The 22,320-nt window shown below is 39.5% G+C and carries 13 protein-coding genes; all 13 read left to right on the top strand.

Going from position 1 to position 22,320, the window contains the following annotated elements:
• Nucleotides 1-12 precede the first annotated feature (12 nt).
• The 13 genes from ydiJ to PCNPT3_RS08895 all read left to right on the top strand — a co-directional run bounded on the left by ydiJ (nt 13) and on the right by PCNPT3_RS08895 (nt 22,262).
• Nucleotides 13-3,057: a D-2-hydroxyglutarate dehydrogenase YdiJ gene (ydiJ, locus tag PCNPT3_RS08955; RefSeq protein ID WP_015465563.1), complete on the top strand. Its 3,045-nt coding sequence runs from the start codon at nt 13-15 to the stop codon at nt 3,055-3,057.
• Between the two features lie 13 nt (nt 3,058-3,070).
• A complete protein-coding gene (locus PCNPT3_RS08950; protein ID WP_015465562.1) occupies nt 3,071-3,517 on the top strand; it encodes a hotdog fold thioesterase in 447 nt (148 codons plus the stop codon).
• Nucleotides 3,518-4,043: 526 nt separating this feature from the next.
• Complete coding sequence (locus PCNPT3_RS08945; protein ID WP_015465561.1) at nt 4,044-4,877, top strand: CvfB family protein; 834 nt, start codon at nt 4,044-4,046, stop codon at nt 4,875-4,877.
• A gap of 342 nt (nt 4,878-5,219) precedes the next feature.
• The gene (gene recC, locus PCNPT3_RS08940) at nt 5,220-8,657 is read left to right on the top strand and encodes an exodeoxyribonuclease V subunit gamma (RefSeq protein ID WP_015465560.1); all 3,438 of its coding nucleotides are present in this window, start codon (nt 5,220-5,222) and stop codon (nt 8,655-8,657) included.
• A gap of 6 nt (nt 8,658-8,663) precedes the next feature.
• Nucleotides 8,664-12,254: an exodeoxyribonuclease V subunit beta gene (recB, locus tag PCNPT3_RS08935; RefSeq protein WP_015465559.1), complete on the top strand. Its 3,591-nt coding sequence runs from the start codon at nt 8,664-8,666 to the stop codon at nt 12,252-12,254.
• The gene (recD, locus tag PCNPT3_RS08930; RefSeq protein WP_015465558.1) at nt 12,248-14,311 is read left to right on the top strand and encodes an exodeoxyribonuclease V subunit alpha; all 2,064 of its coding nucleotides are present in this window, start codon (nt 12,248-12,250) and stop codon (nt 14,309-14,311) included. Before recB ends, recD begins: the two co-directional genes overlap by 7 nt.
• A 43-nt stretch (nt 14,312-14,354) precedes the next feature.
• Nucleotides 14,355-14,822 carry a Cys-tRNA(Pro) deacylase gene (gene ybaK / locus PCNPT3_RS08925; protein WP_015465557.1) on the top strand — a complete coding sequence of 156 codons (468 nt, stop codon included), beginning with the start codon at nt 14,355-14,357 and terminating at the stop codon, nt 14,820-14,822.
• 216 nt (nt 14,823-15,038) lie between these two features.
• Nucleotides 15,039-15,638 (top strand): MarC family protein, encoded by a 600-nt coding sequence (locus PCNPT3_RS08920; RefSeq protein WP_015465556.1) that lies wholly within the window; start codon nt 15,039-15,041, stop codon nt 15,636-15,638.
• Between the two features lie 322 nt (nt 15,639-15,960).
• A complete protein-coding gene (tig, locus tag PCNPT3_RS08915; RefSeq protein WP_015465555.1) occupies nt 15,961-17,268 on the top strand; it encodes a trigger factor in 1,308 nt (435 codons plus the stop codon).
• A 129-nt stretch (nt 17,269-17,397) separates the two neighbouring features.
• Entirely contained in the window at nt 17,398-18,021 is a 624-nt protein-coding gene (clpP, locus tag PCNPT3_RS08910; protein ID WP_015465554.1) for an ATP-dependent Clp endopeptidase proteolytic subunit ClpP, read from the top strand.
• A 13-nt stretch (nt 18,022-18,034) separates the two neighbouring features.
• On the top strand, nt 18,035-19,324 hold the full coding sequence (clpX, locus tag PCNPT3_RS08905; RefSeq protein WP_015465553.1) for an ATP-dependent protease ATP-binding subunit ClpX: 1,290 nt from the start codon (nt 18,035-18,037) through the stop codon (nt 19,322-19,324).
• 147 nt (nt 19,325-19,471) lie between these two features.
• Nucleotides 19,472-21,829, top strand: a complete 2,358-nt coding sequence (gene lon / locus PCNPT3_RS08900; RefSeq protein ID WP_015465552.1) for an endopeptidase La — start codon at nt 19,472-19,474, stop codon at nt 21,827-21,829.
• Nucleotides 21,830-21,986: 157 nt separating this feature from the next.
• Nucleotides 21,987-22,262 carry an HU family DNA-binding protein gene (locus PCNPT3_RS08895; protein ID WP_015465551.1) on the top strand — a complete coding sequence of 92 codons (276 nt, stop codon included), beginning with the start codon at nt 21,987-21,989 and terminating at the stop codon, nt 22,260-22,262.
• Nucleotides 22,263-22,320 lie beyond the last annotated feature (58 nt).

Below are 22,320 nucleotides of genomic sequence, written 5' to 3'. Positions count from 1 at the left end.
GGTAGCTTTAATATGATCCCAATATTAACTCATGATGAAAATATACAGAGTGACTATTTATCTTTTTTAAATGCACTGCGTCAATCACCCTATACGGGAGAAATCGCGAAAAGTTATGCGAGCAGGCTTAGCGCCTCGACAGATAATAGTGTTTACCAATGCCTTCCTCAAGCACTCCTTTTCCCTAAATCCATAGAAGATATCGTGCTGATTTGTGAACTATCACAAGCGCCCGAATATTCGCAGATAACCTTTTCACCGCGCGGTGGTGGCACCGGTACCAATGGACAATCATTGACTAAAGGTGTGATTGTTGATTTATCTAAATATATGCATAAAATTTTAGAGGTGAACATTAAAGAGGGCTGGGTACGGGTTCAAACAGGGGTTATCAAAGATCAGTTAAATGAATATCTTGCCCCTTATGGCTATTTTTTCTCACCGGAGCTCTCTACGAGCAATCGCGCGACACTTGGGGGGATGATCAGTTGTGATGCCTCTGGGCAAGGGTCACTACGTTATGGAAAAACCAGCGATCATGTTTTAGGCTTAAAATCAGTTTTGATCAGTGGTGAAATATTAGCGTCGTCACCATTGCAAGGCGAAGCATTAGATAACGCTTGTGCACGCCAAGATAAAATCGGGGCCATTTATCGACAGATCATTGCGACATGCACCGAAAAAGAAGCACAAATTTCCTCTGGATTTCCAAAATTAAACCGTTTTTTAACCGGTTACGATTTAAAGCATGTTTATGATGCGCAGCTTAAAAAAGTCGATTTATCCCGTATTTTGTGTGGCGCTGAAGGCTCCTTAGCCTTTATTTGTGAAGCTAAACTGCACATACAAAAAATCCCGAAGTATAGAACGCTTATCAATGTGAAATACGATAGTTTCCAATCTGCGTTAAAAAACGCCCCCTTTTTGGTGCAGGCTAAGGCGCTTTCAGTGGAGACGGTCGATTCCACTGTTTTGAACTTAGCGAAGCAAGATATTATTTGGCACAGTATTAAATCACTCATTAAAGATGTCCCTAATAAGATTGTAGATGGTCTTAACATTGTTGAATTTGCAGAAGATAATGCGCAAATTCAAAAAGAGAAAGTGGCTAGTTTATGTGCGGCACTCGATAAATTGCTCAGTCATGAGGAAGCAGGCGTCATTGGTTATCAAGTGTGCGACTCGCTTACTGACATTAATAAAATATACGCAATGCGTAAAAAAGCGGTGGGATTGTTAGGTAAAACATCATTACGCGCTAAACCGTTACCTTTTGCGGAAGATACCTGCGTACCACCTGAGAACTTAGCCGCTTATATTACTGAATTTCGTCAATTGTTAGATGATAAAGGGCTGCACTATGGCATGTTTGGACATGTGGACGCGGGTGTCTTACACGTGCGCCCTGCGTTAGATTTATGTCAGCCTGATCAAGAAGCCTTAATGCATGAGATCTCCGATAAAGTGGTGGCGTTAACGGCAAAATATAAAGGTTTAATGTGGGGGGAGCACGGAAAGGGCTTTCGCAGTGAATATGGGCCTGCTTTTTTTGGCGAAGAGTTGTTTCTTGAACTGCGCAAAATAAAAGGCTGTTTTGATGCGCAAAATCGTATTAATCCAGGGAAAATATGCACGCCGTTAGATTCGACAGATAAATTAGTGCGCGTTAGTGCGCGAAAACGTGCTTATTATGATCGTCAAATACCGGTGAATGTGCGGGAAAGTTATCATGGCGCCCTTGATTGTAATGGGAATGGTCTATGTTTTAATTATGTAGCGACGTCAACGATGTGTCCGTCGGTAAAGATAAGCGGAGATAGGGTGCATTCACCCAAAGGTCGTGCCGGATTAATGCGCGAATGGTTACGCCAACTTGCAAATCATGATATTGATGTGTTGCAGGTTGAAAATGCGCTGCTGAGTGCTAAAAATAAGAATGTATTACAACGATTTAAAAACACATTGGCCAAACGCCAAGGTGAATACGATTTTTCGCATGAAGTGATGCAGGCGATGCAAGGTTGCCTCGCTTGTAAAGCGTGTAGCAGTCAATGCCCTATTGAAGTTGACGTGCCTACCTTTAGGGCGCGTTTTATGTTTATTTATTATGGTCGATACTTACGTCCCCTTCAAGATTATTTGGTGGCATATGTTGAGCTCTATGCCCCCTTAATGGGCAAGTGGCCTCGGTTTTTTAATTTTTTCACCAACATGAAAGTGAGTGCCTTTTTTACCCAAAAGATAGTGGGTATGGTTGATGTGCCACCATTATCGTATCCGACACTTAAAGCGTCGTTAAAATATGCGCCAGATACGCATTTTGATTTGAAAAAATTACAAGCCTTATCACCGATTGAGCGTGCGCGACATGTGTTGATTGTACAAGATCCATTTACGACCTATTACGATGCAAAAGTGGTGGGAGATGTGATTTTAAGTATCAAAAAAATGGGTTATCAGCCTATATTGTTGCCTTTTAAGCCCAATGGTAAGGCGCAACATATTAAAGGTTTTTTAGATAAATTTGCGCAGACGGCGATCAATGCGGCACAGTTTTTAAATTTGATGGCCGATCTTGATATACCGATGATCGGCACCGATCCTGCGATGGTACTTTGTTATCGAGATGAATATAAACATGCATTAGCAGCTAGACGGGGTGATTTTAATGTCTTAATGTTTCAAGAGTGGTTATTAACGCGCTTATCGGGTGAAGATAAAGCCCCAACGGGGAAACAATTCTATTTATTTGGGCATTGTACTGAAAAAACGGCAGAGCCATCATCGGCCTCCGATTGGGCAACTATCTTTGCGCATTATGGCGCGCAGTTAAGTGATGTTGCTGTAGGTTGCTGCGGTATGGCGGGTACATTTGGGCACGATGCCTCCAAGGTGCAACAATCAAAAGCCATTTACAGTTTAAGTTGGCAAGCGGAGATACAAAAAAGAACGCGCAGTACGTGTTTGGCAACCGGATATTCGTGTCGGAGCCAAGTGAAGCGTATTGAAGGTGAGACGTTACAACACCCTGTACAAGCATTACTTACTTTACTTTAAGAGGGTAAAAATTATGTCTATATGGAAAAAAGATATCTCATTAGCCACGCTCAATGCCAGTAGTGAAAATACTATTATTGAGGTATTGGGCATTGAGTACACTAAGATAGGGGATGATTTTCTACAAGCAAGCATGCCGGTAGATAACCGAACGCGTCAGCCTTTTGGTGTTTTGCATGGCGGCGCCTCTGTGGTGCTTGCTGAGACCTTAGGCAGTGTGGCGGGAAACCTTGCCCTTGCGGATGATAAAATGTGTGTGGGCCTTGAAATAAATGCTAGCCATTTGCGTAGTATGCATAAAGGCACGGTTATCGGCACTGCAAAAGTGGTGCGTTTAGGGCGCACCATGCAAGTGTGGCAGATAGATATATGTAATGACAAACAGCAACTCATTTGTAGTTCGCGTTTGACGTTATCTGTTATTAATCGGCCCGCGAAGATCAGAAAACCTGCACTTTAATACCAAAGGAACTAAAAAGGTGATCCGTCTTGCTTGTTGAAATTATCCCTACCTGCGTTGTGAGTTTTGAAGTGAGAACAACTATCTCCTACAACCCACGCCTTGCTAGTGTTAATTTTTCCTGCGCAATACATGATCACTATATTAATTCCTTTGGTATAACTAAAACAGTGAGGCTGAATTTAGTGATACTTGTACTCTTTACTTTTTTTGTTTAGGGGCTTTTTAAATGCCTTTAAACTTGGTGATGGCGCAGAGTTTAAATTAACGTACAATAGCCACATCGCGGTGTAATACCAAAGGAACTAAAAAGGTTACCCGTCTTGCTTGTTGAAATTATCTCTAGATGCGTTGTGAGTTTTGAAGTGAGAACAACTATCTCCTGCAACTCACGCCTTGCTAGTGTTAATTTTTCCTGCGCAATACATGAAAACTTAATTAATTCCTTTGGTATAATGAACACGCCCTAAAATAAGAAAAAGGAGATGCTAGCATCTCCTTTAGTGAATAAAGAAAGAGAAATAATATGATAAAAATTGGCACTTATAACGAACTTAAAATCATCAAAGAAGTTGATTTCGGTTTATATTTAGATGGTTTAGAAGAAGGTGAGATCTTATTACCGCGTCGTTATGTCACAGATAGCATGCATATTGGTGATATGCTTAATGTCTTTTTGTATTTTGATTCGGAAGATCGATTAATTGCGACCACCCAAAAAGCCAAAGCTGAGGTGAATAAATTTTCATCATTAAAAGTGATCGATACCAATCGTGTCGGCGCCTTTTTAGATTGGGGCTTACCAAAAGATTTATTAGTGCCTTTTAACCAACAAAATATCCCAATGAAAGAGGGTTATGGTTATGTGGTGTATGTTTATCAAGATGATATTAGTGAGCGTTTAGTTGCTTCTTCTAAATTAGATCGCTTCTTAGATAAAACCCCTGCGAATTATCACGTTGGTGAAAAGGTTGATTTATTAATTGCAGATAAAACAGAGCTAGGTTTTAAAGCCATTATTAATCATCTGCATTGGGGCGTTTTATTTGAAAGTGAAGTCTTTGGTGAGATGGGTATTGGTAAACATTGTACCGGTTATATTAAACAGATCCGCGAAGACGGTAAGCTTGATGTAGGCCTTACTAAAGTCGGTTATGCGAAAGTTGATGCGTTGGCTGAGCGTATTTTACAAAGTCTTAAACAAAATCAAGGTTTTTTACCTTTACATGATAAAAGCAAACCTGAGCAGATCGCAAAGATCTTAAAAATGAGTAAAGCCAACTTTAAAAAATCAATCGGGCAATTGTACCGTAATAAACGTATCGTTATTGCTAACGATGGCATTCGTCTCGTAGATTAAATACATGCGATAAACGCAGTCGGTGCAACCAATGCAATTGTCGATTGTCGATTATTGTTATTGGTTGTAGCGCGATGATGTTTCATCCTATAACGACAAGCCAAACCCAATTTGGCGACTTATTTGTCACGACATTTTAAGCTGGTTTTAGGATCCCTGCACCGGGCGTCCGCGCTTTAACGCTGAAAATAGCGATAACCTCTTAATTTTCTATCTAAGTTACAGATCCCTTCTATTTATCTCGATAGTGGCGCGATACGTTGAGTATTACTTGTTTATCGTATATAACGTATTGTAACGACAAAACTAATCAAGCACATAAATGATGCTCAGGAGAAGCTTGTGTTTCATGTTTACCATTCAAATAAATTATCCCTTTTAAAAGATTTATTACTGGCCTTAATACAACAATCCCCCCTTGAAAACGCGTTTGAAAATGAAACCATTTTAGTACAAAGCCCGGGGATGGCGCAGTGGCTACAACTTGAGATAGCCCAAGAAACAGGGATTGCAGCCAATCTTGATTTTCCTTTGCCCGCCAGTTTTATTTGGCAACAATTTAAACATGTATTAGATGATGTGCCTGAAAGTAGCCCCTTTAATAAGATGGCGATGACGTGGCATATCATGCAACTACTACCGCAATGCTTAGACGATCCTGATTTTTCAGCCCTACAACATTATTTAGATGAAGATGAAACGTGTCGTAAACGTTTTCAATTGAGTCAAAAAATAGCAGATATTTTTGATCAATATTTAGTGTACCGCCCACAGTGGATAGAGCATTGGGATAAACACAGTTTAGATGAGATAGCCCTTTGGGATGAAAACAATATAAATGCACAGCCCGCGTGGATAAATGAGCAACGTTGGCAGGCTAAATTGTGGAAAAAGTTAAGTGAGAAAATAGAATTACACTTTCAAGAAAAGGGTAAAGCTTATCACCGCGCTGGCTTGTATCAAGACTTCTTGAGTATCTTAGATCAGGGTAAGTCGTTAACGCATTTGCCGAAACGTTTGTTTGTATTTGGCGTGTCGGCGCTACCAAGTGCGTATTTACAAGCATTATTAGGCTTAAGTAAACATTGTGAAGTGCATTTTTTATTAACCAATCCATGCCGTTATTATTGGGCAGATATTGTTGATCCTAAATTATTAGCAAAACGTTTTGCGCAGCAACGTCAAAAATGGAGCATCAAACAAGGCCTAATTGAAAAGGGCAAGGATTCAAGCTGGCAAAAAGATGATGCGCATCGCGCGTGGGCGATGAGTGGAGATGAAGAAAGTGAAGTGGGTAATCCTCTACTTGCCTCAATGGGTAAAATGGGGCGCGACTTTTTGTACCAGTTATATTGCATGGATCAAAATGAAATAGATGCCTTTGTCGATATAGAGCGCGACAGTTTACTGCATCATCTACAAGCTGATATTTTATCCTTACAAGACAGTAGTCAAGCATTGAGCTTGTCGGCAATTGATAAGATGGCTATTGAGGCGGACGATACATCATTAACTGTGCATATTACGCATACGATCATGCGCGAAGTAGAGGTCTTACACGATAATTTATTGTCGATGTTTGCAGCGGATAGCCGTTTAACCCCGAAAGATATCATCGTGATGGTGCCTAATATTGACCAATACGCACCTTATGTACAAGCGGTGTTTAATGGCGTTGAAAATAATCGATATATTCCATTTACACTCTCGGATGTAAGCGCGCAACAAGAAAACCCTATTTTAGTGAGTTTTTTACAGTTATTAAACCTAAATCAAACACGTTATACACGTGAAAATGTGTTGGCATTACTTGAAGTTCCCGCTATTTTAGCGCGTTTTAATTTAACCCAAAGTGATTTTGTTATTTTGCAAAAATGGATCCATGAAAGTGGTATTCGTTGGGGATTAAACGCACAAAGTGGCGCGCAATGGGATCTACCGGAACAAGCGCAAAATAGCTGGTTATTTGGTTTAAAACGTATGTTGTTAGGTTATGCCATGGGCGATGCGTTATTTGAGGGGATTTTGCCTTATGATGAAGTTGAAGGCTCGCAAGGTGATTTACTGGGTCGATTTATTGATTTTATCGATGCATTGATGAGCTTAGAGACAGATCTGCAACAATCCTATGACGCTCCACAATGGCAACAATTTATTTATCAATTAATCAGCACTTTCTACCTTGAAGATGATGATAATCACGCTATTTTCACGCTCATTCGCGATCAAATCGATGTATTGATGAATGCAACGGAGCAAGCTGAGTTTGAGCAACCCATTGCATTGGTTGTTTTACTTGAGTTCTTTGAAACGCATTTGTCGAGTCAATCTAACAGCCAACGTTTTTTAACGGGGCCGGTTAATTTTTGTACGTTAATGCCGATGCGCTCCATTCCCTTTAAAGTGGTGTGTTTATTGGGTATGAATGATGGCGTTTATCCGCGCAGCATTGTGCCGATGGGCTTTGATTTAATGGCAGGTCATCGTCAACGAGGCGATAGGTCGCGCCGTGATGAAGACAGATATTTATTTTTAGAGGCTTTATTATCAGCAGAGCAGCGCCTTTATATCAGTTATATTGGTCGTGACGTCAATGATAATAGTGAAAAGATGGCCTCGGTATTAGTGTCTGAATTACTCAATTATTGTCAGCAAAGTTTTGTACTTAAAAAGGATCAGGCGAGCCTATGCGGCCCAGCTGCTAAAAATTTACTGCGCATGATCAACCATTATTATCCGATGCAAAGCTTTAGCAGTGCTTATTATCACGGTGAGATGCAAACCTATGATCCGCGCTGGTGGGCAGCTTTAAATGCACCAAAAAGCGAAACCAAAGATGAAGTCATGCGCCGTGTTCCACTTGCAGAGCCTCTTATTGAGATCGCATTATTACATTTAAAACAATTTTTAAAGCATCCCTGTAAGGCTTTTTATAATCAACGTCTGGATATTTATTTAGATATACAAGACAGTGAAAATGAAAAAGATGAGCCATTTACGTTAGATAATTTACAACAATATTATTTAAAATTACAACAATTTATCGTGTCTTTAGAAGGGCGTCCTCTGGAGAATTTATATGATGAATTAAGAGGCGCAGGGCAACTACCTTGTGGTGAATTTGGACGTTTGGTGTTTAATAAAGATAAGCAACAAATGATAGATTTAGCGGATATTACGGCGGGTTATTATGTTGGCGAAATTGCCAGTATAAAAGTGGACTTACAGTTTGCAGAAAAACATTTATCTGGTGAGCTAACCGATCATTGTGAGAATGGGCTGGTACGCGTTAAAACAGGGAATATAAAAGGCAAAGATATACTGGCATTATGGCTGGATCATCTTTGTTATTGTATTACGCATACGCAAAACTTGAATTCAATTTTATTAGGTCAAGGCAGTGGTATTTATTTTGAAGAACTGCCCTCTGATTATGCGTATCAACACTTACAGGAATTGATTTTATTGTATGAAGATGGTTTACAACATCCTTTGCCGTTTTTCATTGAAAGTGCTTATGCATGGAGTCTTGCGGTGCATAGCGCGGAAGCTGATTGTTTTGTGTTAGACGATTTAAGTTTTGAAGCTCGCGCCCAAGGTCAAAGCGCAGCCCTTGATGTTTTTGCGAGTAGTCGCGGTTTTAGTGAGGGCAGTGATCCCTATATTAGTCCGTTGTATGAACATTTAGACGCGCATTGGTTAGCATTTGAAGCGCTTTCTTTTAAAGTGTTTAAGCCCCTTTTAAGTAATATGAATCAAATTGAATATGATGCGGAGTAATCAATAATGACAATGCCTATTTTACCCCAATCGCTCAATGCATTAACGTTTCCTCTTTATGGGATGCGTTTAATTGAAGCGTCGGCGGGCACCGGAAAAACCTATACCATTGCCAGTCTTTTCATCCGTTTATTATTAGGTCATGGTGATGAAAATAGTCATCAAACGCCATTGAGCGTGGATAAAATTTTAGTGGTGACGTTTACTGAAGCTGCGACCGCTGAACTGCGATCGCGTATTCGAGATCGTATTATTAGTGTGCGTCTTGATTTTATGCTGGGTAAAAGTGCGGATCCCTTTGTGCAAGCGTTGCTTGATAGTAGCCTCGAGATAGACGCAGATATTCGTTTACTGCGTTTTGCAGAGCTGCAAATGGATGAGGCTGCTGTTTATACTATTCATGGTTTTTGTCAGCGTATGCTGATGCAAAATGCCTTTGAGTCGGGTAGTTTATTTGAGCAGAAGTTATTAGAAGATGACAGTTTACTGATTGAGCAAGCGTGTAATGACTTTTGGCGTACTCATTTTTATGGTTTATCGGATAATTTAACAGAGCTTATTTATAGTTATTGGTCGCAACCTGAGTTACTAAAAAAAGCGTTATTATCGAGTTTGTCGCGTCCCGAAATAAATTTCTTGCCGGATTTAAAAGATCTCGATTTTAAAGAGAAATACCGAGAAAGTTTACAGAAAATTGATGCAATCAAAGAAATGTGGCAAGCGAGTGCAAATGATTTCTTTGATATTATCAGCCATTCAGATGTCTCTAAGCGCAGTTATACCAAAAAGAATTTACCCAATTGGTTAGCGCAGGTTTCAGCTTGGGCCTCAAAACCTTCAAGCTCGCTCACGCTACCTAAAAATTTACAAAAATTTTCACAAAAAGATTTAGATGAAAAAACGCCAAAAGGGGCGCCTCCTAAACACGCTGTTTTTAGCGCAATAGAAGCCATTTATAGTGCGGAGTTAAGTCTTGAAAATACTATTCTTATCAAGGCGACACATTGGGTTCGAGCGCACTTAAATAAAAATAAACAAAGCCAAAGTGTATTGGGTTTTGATGATTTATTAGTGCGTTTAGACAGTGCACTGCAAAAATCGGTCGATAATCAATTAGCGGTGCAAATCAGAAACACCTATCCGATTGCCATGATTGATGAATTTCAAGATACCGATCCGGTGCAATACCGCATTTTCCAAACGATTTATAAATTAGAGGCAGACGCTGAAAAAGAGGGGCTTGAGAAGAGTGCGGGTTTGTTTATGATCGGCGATCCTAAACAAGCGATTTATAGTTTTCGAGGCGCAGATATATTTACTTATATGCAAGCGCGTCAAAATGTATCGGCACACTATAGTTTAGATTTTAATTATCGCTCGAGCGCACAAATGATTGATGCGGTGAATACCTTTTTCAGCCATTGTCCTGCCCCGTTTATTTATGATAATGATATTCCTTTTGTTCCCATTAAAGTGCCCGATATTACACGTAAAAGATTAGTGATTGATAATGCGGATGATATTGCGCCAAGTGCATTACAATTTTTTCATCTTCAAGGCGGTGAAAATGCAGATGCGTTTAAGCTATCAATGACCGATGCATGCGTTAATGAAATTAAAAACATTTTACTTTTGGGCCAGCAAGGCAAGGCTTATTTAGAAGATGAAAAGGGTAATAAACAAGCAATCAAAGCGGATGATATTGCCATATTAGTGCGCACCGGAAAAGAAGCGAGCCTAATACGCCGTGCTTTATTAGATGAAAATATTAATAGTGTTTATTTATCCTTAAAAGAAAGTGTGTATGCGACCTCTTTAGGTACCGATCTGCTGTTTATTTTAAAAGCGTGTTTAAATCCTGAGGATGAACGACAATTGCGTAATGCGTTAGGGTGTAAATTATTTGCATTAACACCTTATCAAATTTTTGAGCAATTGTCAGATGGCCCAAGTTGGGAAGAAAAAATAGGACAATTTTTCAATTATCAGGCACTTTGGGATAAAAGTGGGGTGTTGGTCATGTTACATAAACTGTTTCATGAGCAAGGGATCACCGATCATCTGCTTAGCCTTGATCAAGGTGAACGTTTACTCACAGATCTTTTACATTTGACAGAGTTACTACAAAAAAACAGTGCAGAGCATGATGGTGGCTTTGCTTTGCTTCGCTGGTTTAGTGAACAGGTGAGTGTTGAAAAATCGCAAAATAACGAGCAAAAACAGCGCTTGGAAAGTGAAAAAGATCTAGTGCAAGTGAGTACGTTACATAAATCGAAGGGCTTACAATATAATATTGTGTTCATGCCCTTTACTGGCTTATATCAAAAACCTCGTGATTGTTTATTTCATGATCCAACGCATCAACATCAGCTTTATTATGATTTGAATAAAGATAAAGCGCATGTCGCGCTGACTGAAAAAGAGCAATTAGCAGAAGATCTTAGATTACTGTATGTGGGATTAACACGCAGTATCCAGCGTTGTTATTTAGGGATTGCCAGCTATAAATCGGGGCGCTTAAAAAACAGTCCATTAACAAAAAGTGCATTGGGTTATATTTGTTTGCAAACCGGCAAAGATCTTTTAGCTGGAGATGCGCAGGCGCTCAATGTGCATTTGGATAAAATGTGCCTGAGTAGCAGTCATATTAGCGTGCGCAGCGCAGCGACGCATAATGAGCTCATTTATGCAGCCCAAGTCCAACAAAATGAGTTACAAGCACCACCTGTTTTTAGCGCGCGTATCGAGCGTAATTGGTGGATCAGTAGTTATTCGTCATTATCACGTTTGCATACGGCGACTACGCAGGTTAAAACAGAGACAAGTGAGGTAGCAATATTGCCAATAGAGGCATTGTCAGATGAGACTGTATTAACCCCGTTTAACTTCCCTCGTGGTGCTAAGCACGGTACATTTTTACATTTACTCTTTGAATTAATTGATTTTCAAGGTCGTGATAAACTGCAACTTGAAAGGTTACTCGAAACGCAGTTAAGCGCGCACCTTTATGATGATGCTCCCCTTTGGGCGCCTGTTTTTAGCCTTTGGTTCGAACAAATGCTAAATCATCCTTTAACACCACAAATCAGTTTAAAGCAGTTGTTACCGGCATCTAAAAAACTTGAAATGCAATTTTTCTTGAGTATGAAAACGCTTTATAGCGCGCAAGTAGAAAAATTGATACAAACTTATGATGCATTATCTGCTCGCGCTGGGCCGTTAAATTTTAAAGCGGTACAAGGGTACTTAAAAGGCTTTATCGATTTGACGTTTGAGGCGCATGGGAAATATTATATTGTTGATTATAAATCTAATTATTTAGGTGATTCGCTGAGCGATTATAGCAGCGCGAATATTCATAACGCAATGATTGAGCATCGTTATGATTTCCAATATCAACTTTATACCTTAGCACTGCATCGATTACTGCGTAGCCGTATTAAAGATTACGATTATGAGACGCACATAGGTGGCGTGTTTTATCTGTTTATTCGCGGTATGCAAGGCGATAACAATCATGGTGTTTATTTTACGAAACCCAATTTTTTATTAATTGATGGTTTAGATAAGCTATTTAGTGGGGAACTCACGTGCTAAGTGAATTAAAACAATGGAAATCTAAAGGTTTACTGCGCCCAATTGATTTTCACTTTGGGGCTTTTATCGCGCAATTAGGGGGCGATAATGTCGCCGTATTGAGCGCTGTATTTTGCAGTGAATATTTGGGTGCTGGGCATATTTGTTTGCCTCTTGAGCAGTTAACGCGCGGTTTAAATGAAAAATGCGTATTGATGCAAACGGACATACAGGCATTTTGTGAGCGTCATGATTTAAGCTGTTTATTACAAAATTCTGAGCAGACACATGCACGCTTGTATGATTCAGTTTGTGTTGGCGATAATGCGCCTTTAAGCCTTGAATACAATGCGTTGTATTTACGCCGTTACGCTCAATATGAGCAATTAATTGCGGATAAATTATTACATCAGCCTCAAATATTATTAACGGGCGATGTTAAAGGTCAATTAGACACGTTATTTGCGGTGGACTTATCGTATATTTTCAAGGCTTGGCAGCAAGATAAAGCGCAGTCATTACCCTTATTGTGTGAGAAATACTTAGATGTCTTACCGGCTGCGCAGTTAGCATCGCCATTAGATTGGGTCGCTATCAAAGAGTGCTTTGAGCAAGCGAAGGTGGCGCAAGATTTAGCGCCATTACACGTTTTAATTGCTGAAAATGCACGTTGTGATTGGCAAAAAGTAAGTGCTGCCTTGGCGCTAAGCTCGGCGCGCTGCGTTATCTCCGGAGGCCCTGGGACCGGTAAAACAACGACGGTAACTAAACTATTAGCGTTATTATTGAGCGCGCGCCCAGATATGATTGTGAAGATGGTAGCGCCAACCGGTAAAGCGGCCGCCCGTTTGAGTAGCTCTATCCGTGATGCACTTACCACGCTACATATTGATGATGACATTAAGCAAAAGATCCCAACACAAGCGAGCACCATACATCGTTTATTAGGCGTGAAAGGTGGGAGTAATCATTTTCGCTTTAATAAAAATCAACGTTTACATCTCGATCTATTATTAGTCGATGAAGCCTCGATGGTTGATTTACCCCTGATGGCAAAATTATTAATGGCGTTACCCGAGCATGCTCGCCTTATTTTATTAGGGGATAGAGATCAATTAGCCTCGGTTGAAGCGGGCGCCGTTTTAGGTGATATCTGCGCCTTTATTGATGCTGGTTACAGTCAGACTAAATCGCATCAATTAGCGGATTTAACGGGGTTTGAACATTTACGCCAGAGTGGAAATACCCGCTCCGGTATGGCCGATAATTTGTGTTTATTGAAAAAAAGTTATCGTTTTGATCAATATTCGGGGATCGGTTTTTTAGGAAAAGCGATTAATCAAGGTCAAGCGAGCCCTGAGCAAGTATTAGCACTGTGTGAAAAATATGACGATTTAGCGCATTATGAGAATAATGAGTCTAGTTTGCCGATATTAAATAAAATGATCCTTGATGGTTATCAGCCTTATTTAACGCTACTGCACCATACCTCAAAGCAACAAACGTTGAGCCCAAAAGCGTTATTAAAAGCATTTAATAAATTTCAAATACTGTGCGCCGTACGCGAGGGCGATTGGGGCGTTCAAGGATTAAATCAACGCGCTGAAAAAGTATTAGCGAGCGCAGGGCTGATTGATAAAAGTGTCGAGGCACAACAATTAGCGCAAACGTGGTATTTGGGACGGCCGATAATGATCACCCAAAACAATTATCATTTGGGCTTATATAATGGTGATATTGGTTTGTGTTTAAAGGATGAAAAAGGGCAACTGCGTGTGTATTTTGAAATGCCAGATGGTGATGTTGCAGATTTTCAGCCAAGCCGGCTCCCGAGTCATGAAACTGTTTTTGCGATGACCGTGCATAAAAGTCAGGGCTCTGAATTTGAGCATACTCTTTTAGCCTTACCGCAAAAGTCGCTACCCGTGGTGACGCGAGAGCTTATTTATACGGGGATCACGCGTGCTAAATTACGTTTGTCTTTATTTGCAGATCTTACGTTAATGGCGAGGGCTATCAAGCAAAAAACCCTACGCTATAGCCGCTTAGTTGAGCGTCTTAAAGGTGATAGTGCATGAAGGCTACACGTACAAACTTTATTAATATCATTAAGGGAATGCAATGACGCCAGCTATTCGGTTTTTAAAGGATCAAAACGTAGACTTTAAAGTGCATCAATACAGTCATGATAAAAAGACAAAGACTTATGGTGAAGAGGCGCTTGAAAAATTAGGTGTCGGCAGTGAATTGGTCTTTAAAACCTTAGTTGTTTGCCTCGATGAACACGAATTGGTGGTGGCGGTATTGCCGGTGCTTGAAAAACTGAGTATGAAAAAAGTCGCGCATTTTTTTGAGGCTAAAAAAGCGCACATGGCTGAGAAAAACGCATTAATGCGTTCAACGGGATACATTTTAGGCGGCGTGAGTCCGCTGGCACAAAAGAAGCGTTTGCGCACGCTTATTCATCAAAGTGCTTTTAATGTAGCGTGTATTTTTGTGAGTGCAGGTAAACGCGGTATGGATATTGAATTAAGTGCATTGCAGTTACAGACTTTAGTGGGGGCGTCGCAAGCCGATATCTGTGTTTAAGACAGCAATTCAATTTTAATTTGTGTTTTTTTTGAAGATTAAATTGCGATATATCGCGTTGTTTTGTTGGCGTTTTATTGTTTTTTTTTTGCCATTAAAAAATAAAATATGACAGCACACGTATTTAGTATAAATATATGCCAATACAGTGTAAAAAGCAGATGGAAATAAGCGCATCTTATGTTAGCATCCTCATTTTTGAGATGGGAGACTGCGATGATTGACACCTTTTTTGCACTTTATTTAAAAATATTTTTTATGATGACTCCCTTTTTTATTATGTCGGTGTTTATCACCATGAGTAAGGATATGAGTAAGGCTGATAAAAAAACAGCCATTATCAAAATGGGCATTGCCGTTATGGTCAGTTGCTTAGCCTTTCTTTGTTTTGGTCAGTATATCTTTAGTCTCTTTGGTATTACTTTAGATGCCTTTAAAATTGGCGCCGGAACCGTACTCTTTTTGAGCGCCTTAGATATGATCCGAGGCGATGGCGAAATACCGGAAAAAGATTTAAAACAAAGTAAAGATTTTGCTGTGGTGCCGCTCGCTATTCCCGTTGTCGTTGGTCCGGGTGTTATTGGGGTCTTATTGGTGATTGGCGCCGAAATGAACACTCCCATGGATTTTTTTGTGGTGATCAGTTCATTAACCGCAGCCGTATTGACATTATTATGGGTTTTATTTATTTCTAATAGATTACAAAATTTATTAGGAAAACAAGGACTCGAAATTATGCCGAAGATAACCGGATTATTTGTCTCAGCCATTGGCGCGCAAATTATATTTTCGGGGATCAAAGGTTTTTTATTTTAGAAAAAGAAAAAAGTTAGACTCTATCGCGCGCGTTCATTTAGATGAGATAAAAGCGTTTTAATGCTTTTTTTATGCTAAGTTGGCACGCATAGCTAAAAACTGTGCGTTATGTATCCTGTCAATATGGGGTAAACCTCGACTATCTATTAAAGCTTGTCTATAATAACGCGTCTTAAATATCATCACTCGAATTTATTTTAAATGAATACCAAATAGTTCAAGGTTTTTTTAGATCAGGCCTTGAAATTATAGGAATTAGCCATATTTAATATAGCTAAGCAAATACTTAAAATACTTAACGTAAAGTAATAAAGGAAATAACATGCAAGTTTCTGTTGAAGCAACAAAAGGCCTAGAGCGCACAATGACTATCACTGTGGCAGCTGACGTATTTGAAAAAGAATTTAACGGTCGTATTCATCATTTGTCAAAAACACAACGTGTCGATGGTTTCCGTGCAGGTAAAGTACCTGTTTCTGTTATTGTTAAACGTTTTGGCTATGCAGTTGAAAATGAAGTTGCTGGCGAAGTCATGCAAAAAAACTTTTTTGAAGCAATCATGGCTGAAAAATTAAACCCAGCGGGCGCACCAACTGTAGCACCTAAAGAACGTAAAAAAGGCGAAGACTTTATCTTCACGGCGACGTTTGAAGTTTACCCTGAAGTTGAATTAAAAGATCTTGCTGAGCTAGCGCTAAGTAAAGAAGACGCACAAGTAACAGATGCTGATCTTGATAAAATGATTGAAACACTTCGTAAGCAACATGCAACATGGTCTGAAGTGAAAGTTGATGCTGCAGACGAACATCAAGTAACTCTTGATTTTGAAGGCTCTATTGATGGCGAAATCTTTGAAGGCGGTAAAGCGGAAGGTTTCCAAATCGTATTAGGCTCTGGACGTATGATCCCAGGTTTTGAATCAGGTATTGTCGGTAATAAAGTGGGTAGTGAATTTACAATTGAAGTTAACTTCCCTGCTGAATACCATGCAGAAAACCTAAAAGGTAAAGCAGCCACATTTAAAATCAACTTGCATAAAGTTGAAGAACAAATTTTGCCTGAGATCAGTGCTGAGTTTGTTAAAAAATTCGGTGTGGAAAGTGGTGAAATTAACGAGCTTAAAGAAGACGTTAAAAAGAACATGCAACGTGAGCTTGAGCAAGTGCTAAAAAACAAAGCGAAAGATATGGTATTAACCGCTTTAGTTGAAGGCAATGAAGTAGATGTGCCTAAAGCATTAGTTGAAAGCGAAGTAAATATCTTGCGTAAGCAAGCGATGGAACGTTACGGTAAACAAATGGATCCTAAAAACTTACCTGAGTTACCTGCTGAATTATTTACAGAGCAAGCAGAAAAACGCGTTAAAGTAGGTTTACTATTAGGTGAAGTCATTAAAGTTAATGAATTAAAAGTAGATAATGATAAAGTGGCTACACTTATTGAATCTGCTGCTTCTGCATATGAAAATCCACTTGAAGTGGTTGAGTACTATAAGAATAATAAAGAAATGATGCAGAACATGGAAAATGTAGCTCTTGAAGAGCAAGCTGTTGACTTTATTCTTGCAAAAGCAAAAGTAACAAACGAGCAAAAAACGTTTGATGAGATCATGAATAAAACGGTTGCTTAATGGTCTAATTGCCATTAAAACAATTGCTTAAGATTTAATGGCTCGCGTGTTCTCACTCGAGCCTTTTTTATTGTAAGCGACAGGTTCAACATAACGATTTTAATTAATTAAATATATTTAGGGTGAAATATGCAAAATCAATTTGCCACACAGACTGGAACAATAAGTAACACACTGATCCCAATGGTTGTTGAGCAAACGGCCAAAGGTGAGCGCTCTTATGATATTTATTCGCGTTTATTAAAAGAACGTGTGATATTTTTAACTGGGCAAGTTGAAGATCAGATGGCGAATGTTATCACTGCACAGTTATTATTTTTAGAATCAGAAAGTCCAGAGAAAGATATTTCTATCTATATCAATTCACCGGGTGGTTCAATCAGTGCCGGCATGGCAATTTACGACACGATGCAATTTATTAAACCCGATGTAAGTACTGTGTGTATGGGAATGGCTGCAAGTATGGGCGCATTTTTACTGGCCAGTGGTGCACCTGGTAAGCGTCATTGTTTACCCAATGCGAAAGTGATGATCCATCAACCATTAGGTGGATTCCAAGGCCAAGCATCGGACTTTGAAATTCATGCAAAAGAAATTTTAGCGACCAAGAAACTGATGAATGAGTTACTTGCCTTTCATACGGGTCAAGATATTGATGTCGTCACTAAAGATACGGATCGTGATAATTTTATGCGCGCCAATGAAGCGCTAGAGTATGGGATTGTTGATTCTATATTAACGAAAAGAAAATAAGCAAGGAATAATTATGTCCGATAAGAAAGATAGTAACAGTTTGCTGTATTGCTCTTTTTGTGGAAAAAGCCAGCACGAAGTCAAAAAGTTGATTGCGGGCCCCTCTGTGTATATTTGCAATGAGTGTGTTGATCTTTGTGATGATATTATACAAGAAGAAATTGCTGAGTTAAAAATAAGCGCAGACACTGATGCGGAAGTCGTTGATAAGCCATTACCAACGCCACACGAAATTCGTGCCAACTTAGATGATTATGTGATCGGGCAAGATCAGGCTAAAAAAGTGTTATCCGTTGCGGTTTATAATCACTATAAACGTTTAAAATATGGTGATGTTGCCAATGGCGTAGAGCTAAGTAAAAGTAATATTCTTTTAATTGGCCCAACCGGCAGTGGTAAAACATTACTCGCGGAAACCATGGCGCGTTTACTCGATGTACCTTTTGCAATGGCAGATGCAACGACGTTAACGGAAGCTGGTTATGTGGGTGAAGATGTCGAAAACATCATCCAAAAACTCCTTCAAAAATGTGATTATGATGCTGAAAAAGCACAACGTGGGATCATTTATATTGATGAAATCGATAAGATTACGCGTAAATCAGAAAACCCATCGATAACACGTGATGTTTCTGGTGAAGGTGTACAGCAAGCGCTGTTGAAACTGATTGAAGGTACGGTTGCATCTATTCCACCACAAGGTGGACGTAAGCATCCTAATCAAGAATTCATTCAAGTAGATACCTCTAAGATATTATTTATCTGTGGTGGTGCTTTCTCGGGCTTAGATACGATCATTGAGCAACGCGTCGATACAGGCCAAGGCATTGGTTTTGGCGCGACAGTGAAAGATGAAGATTCAAAAGCCTCATTGAGTGAAATCTTTAAAAAAGTAGAGCCTCAAGATTTAACTAAATATGGTCTTATTCCTGAATTTATTGGGCGTTTACCAGTTGTTGCGACGCTAACTGAACTCGATGAAGAGGCATTGGTTGAAATATTAACCGTGCCGAAAAATGCAATCACGAAACAATATTCAGCGTTATTTGAGCTTGAAGATGTTGAACTTGAGTTTCGTCCTAAAGCATTAAAAGAGATGGCTAAAAAAGCAATGAAACGTAAAACAGGGGCACGTGGTTTACGTTCAATTGTTGAGTCTGTTTTATTGGATACTATGTATGATCTTCCGTCTATGCAAGATGTGAGTAAAGTCGTCGTAGATGAGAAAGTTATCCAAGGAAATGCGCAACCGTTGATTATTTATAGTGATAAACAAGCGAAGCTTGCATCGTCTGATAAATAAACGATTCGTTGTTTTTTATATAAAAAGAGAGCTTTTTGCTCTCTTTTTTCATTTTTACCCTTGAAAAAAAAATGAATAGCCCCAGTATGATCCATAGTTATGAGTGGAAACACTCAGTTTTGAAAAATGAATGCCTCTGGGGATATTATGAAAACTGAATCTGAACAACAATTAGCCCTACCCGTCTTACCGCTACGTGATGTTGTCGTTTATCCGCATATGGTGATCCCGCTATTTGTTGGTAGGGAAAAATCAATTAAATGTTTAGAAGCTGCGATGGATTTGGGTAAAAAAGTTTTATTGGTTGCACAAAAAGAAGCCTCTTTAGATGATCCCGATATGCAGGAGCTTTATCAAGTCGGTACGGTTGCAAATATATTACAGTTATTAAAACTACCTGACGGTACGGTTAAAGTACTTGTTGAAGGAGTGCAACGCGCTAAAATCATTGAAAACATTGATAACAAAGATTATTTCTTTGCAAAAATTGAAGTGTTAGAAAGTGAAGATGTAGACGCTAAAGAAGAAGACGCTTTAATGCGTAGCGTGATCGGACAATTTGAATCTTATATTAAATTAAATAAAAAAATCCCACCAGAAGTACTCGCATCGGTCAATGGTATCGATGAAGCCGCGCGTTTAGCGGATACGATTGCAGCCCATATGCCTCTTAATTTAGAAGATAAACAAGCGGTTTTAGAGTTAAGCTCTATTACGGATCGTTTTGAATTTTTAATGGCGATGATGGAAACAGAAGAAGACATTTTAAAAGTTGAAAAGCGTATTCGCAGTCGTGTTAAAAAACAGATGGAACGCAGTCAGCGAGAGTATTACTTAAATGAGCAGATGAAAGCAATTCAAAAAGAATTGGGTGAGTCTGAAGATGGTAATAATGAAAATGACCTGCTCAACGCTAAAATCGAAGATGCAGGAATGTCTACTGAAGCCAAAGAAAAGGCGTTATCTGAGCTTAAGAAATTAAAAATGATGTCACCGATGTCTTCAGAAGCCAGTGTTATCCGTACGTATATTGAAAGTTTAATCAATGTGCCATGGAAAAAACGGACACCGGTTAAAAAGAACATTGCGAAAGCGCAAGAAGTACTCGATGCAGATCATTATGGTTTAGAAAAAGTAAAAGAACGTATTTTAGAATATTTAGCCGTGCAAACGCGTGTTAATAAATTAAAAGGGCCTATCTTATGTTTAGTGGGTCCTCCTGGTGTCGGTAAGACCTCATTAGGCCAATCAATCGCGCGCTCTACGGGGCGTAAATATATTCGTATGGCATTGGGTGGTGTACGTGACGAAGCTGAAATTCGCGGGCATAGACGCACCTATATCGGCTCATTACCCGGTAAAATCATTCAAAAGATGACCAAAGTAGGGGTTAAGAACCCGCTGTTTTTACTTGATGAAATTGATAAAATGGCATCTGACATGCGTGGCGACCCAGCAGCTGCCTTGCTTGAAGTGCTTGATCCCGAGCAAAATAATACTTTTAATGATCACTACTTAGAAGTTGATTATGATTTGTCTGATGTGATGTTCGTTGCGACGTCAAACTCAATGAATATCCCGGGTCCATTATTAGATAGAATGGAAGTTATTCGGCTTTCGGGTTACACCGAAGATGAAAAAATGAACATTGCGAAGCAACATTTAACAGACAAACAAGTGAAGCGCAATGGGTTAAAAGAAAGTGAAATTAGTATTGATGACAGTGCGATCATTGGCATCGTTCGTTATTACACGCGTGAAGCGGGTGTGCGTGCCCTAGAGCGTGAAATCTCTAAAATTTGTCGTAAAGTGGTCAAACAAATTTTATTAGATAAAAAATTGAAAAAAGTGTACGTCAATATTGATAATTTAAAAGAATATTTAGGCGTGCGCCGCTATGATTTTGGTAAAGCTGAATCTGAAAACCAAGTTGGACAAGTGACTGGCCTTGCTTATACGGAAGTGGGCGGTGAGCTGTTAACGATTGAAGCAACATCAATGCCGGGTAAAGGAAAACTTAATTATACTGGCTGTCTGGGTGATGTAATGAAAGAGTCTATTCAGGCTGCGATGACGGTAGTACGTGCACGCGCAAGTGAATGGCGTATTAACAGTGATTTCCATGAAAAACGTGATATTCATGTACATGTACCTGAAGGCGCTACGCCTAAAGATGGTCCAAGTGCCGGCGCTGCTATGTGCACCGTGTTAATATCAAGCTTAACGGGTATTCCTGTGCGCGCCGATGTGGCGATGACGGGTGAAATTACCTTACGTGGTGAAATATTACCGATTGGCGGATTAAAAGAAAAACTATTGGCCGCTCGCCGCGGTGGCATTAAGACGGTATTGATCCCGTTTGAAAATGTACGTGACCTTGAAGAAATCCCTGATAATATTAAAAATCAGTTAGAGATCAAACCAGTGCGTTGGATTGATGAAGTTTTAGAATTGGCGCTTACTGAAAGTTTAAAGGGATTTTCTATTCAAAATAGTCAGAAATAGGGGATAAATCACATAAAATGGGGGCTTGTTAGCGAGTTTTTGTTAAATTAACTTGCGCCCAATCTCATTGCAACGTAGCCTAGCATGAATAATTTAAAACCTGTGTTTATTCTTAATAAAAAGAAAACACTACAAATAAAAAAACGGGGATAGAAGAATGAATAAAGGACAACTAATCGATAATATCGCAGAAAGTGCAGACATTTCTAAAGCGGCAGCAAGTCGTGCTCTGGATGCTTTTATTAGTTCTGTAACACAAGCTTTAGTTGAAGGTGATAATGTTTCTCTCATTGGTTTTGGTGCCTTTACTGTAAAAGATCGCGCAGCACGCACAGGACGTAATCCTCAAACGGGTGCTCCGATTGAAATTAAAGCTGCAAAAGTTCCAGCCTTTAAAGCAGGTAAATCATTAAAAGATGCAATCAACGCTTGATCCGTTGTGTTGGTTGTTTTCTAATTAAACGCATCATTTGATGCGTTTTTTTATGTCA

The organism is Psychromonas sp. CNPT3 (genome assembly GCF_000153405.2).
GTDB lineage: Bacteria > Pseudomonadota > Gammaproteobacteria > Enterobacterales > Psychromonadaceae > Psychromonas.
The sequence above is the reverse complement of the archived record's forward strand: the minus strand, read 5'-3'. Positions and strand labels throughout refer to the sequence as shown.

Excerpts from the sequence above, each read along its gene's own strand:
- ydiJ (WP_015465563.1), top strand. The coding sequence starts at position 13 with ATGATCCCAATATTAACTCATGATGAAAATATACAGAGTGACTATTTA.
- PCNPT3_RS08950 (WP_015465562.1), top strand. The coding sequence starts at position 3,071 with ATGTCTATATGGAAAAAAGATATCTCATTAGCCACGCTCAATGCCAGT.
- PCNPT3_RS08945 (WP_015465561.1), top strand. The coding sequence starts at position 4,044 with ATGATAAAAATTGGCACTTATAACGAACTTAAAATCATCAAAGAAGTT.
- recB (WP_015465559.1), top strand. The coding sequence starts at position 8,664 with ATGACAATGCCTATTTTACCCCAATCGCTCAATGCATTAACGTTTCCT.
- ybaK (WP_015465557.1), top strand. The coding sequence starts at position 14,355 with ATGACGCCAGCTATTCGGTTTTTAAAGGATCAAAACGTAGACTTTAAA.
- PCNPT3_RS08920 (WP_015465556.1), top strand. The coding sequence starts at position 15,039 with ATGATTGACACCTTTTTTGCACTTTATTTAAAAATATTTTTTATGATG.
- tig (WP_015465555.1), top strand. The coding sequence starts at position 15,961 with ATGCAAGTTTCTGTTGAAGCAACAAAAGGCCTAGAGCGCACAATGACT.
- clpP (WP_015465554.1), top strand. The coding sequence starts at position 17,398 with ATGCAAAATCAATTTGCCACACAGACTGGAACAATAAGTAACACACTG.
- clpX (WP_015465553.1), top strand. The coding sequence starts at position 18,035 with ATGTCCGATAAGAAAGATAGTAACAGTTTGCTGTATTGCTCTTTTTGT.
- lon (WP_015465552.1), top strand. The coding sequence starts at position 19,472 with ATGAAAACTGAATCTGAACAACAATTAGCCCTACCCGTCTTACCGCTA.
- PCNPT3_RS08895 (WP_015465551.1), top strand. The coding sequence starts at position 21,987 with ATGAATAAAGGACAACTAATCGATAATATCGCAGAAAGTGCAGACATT.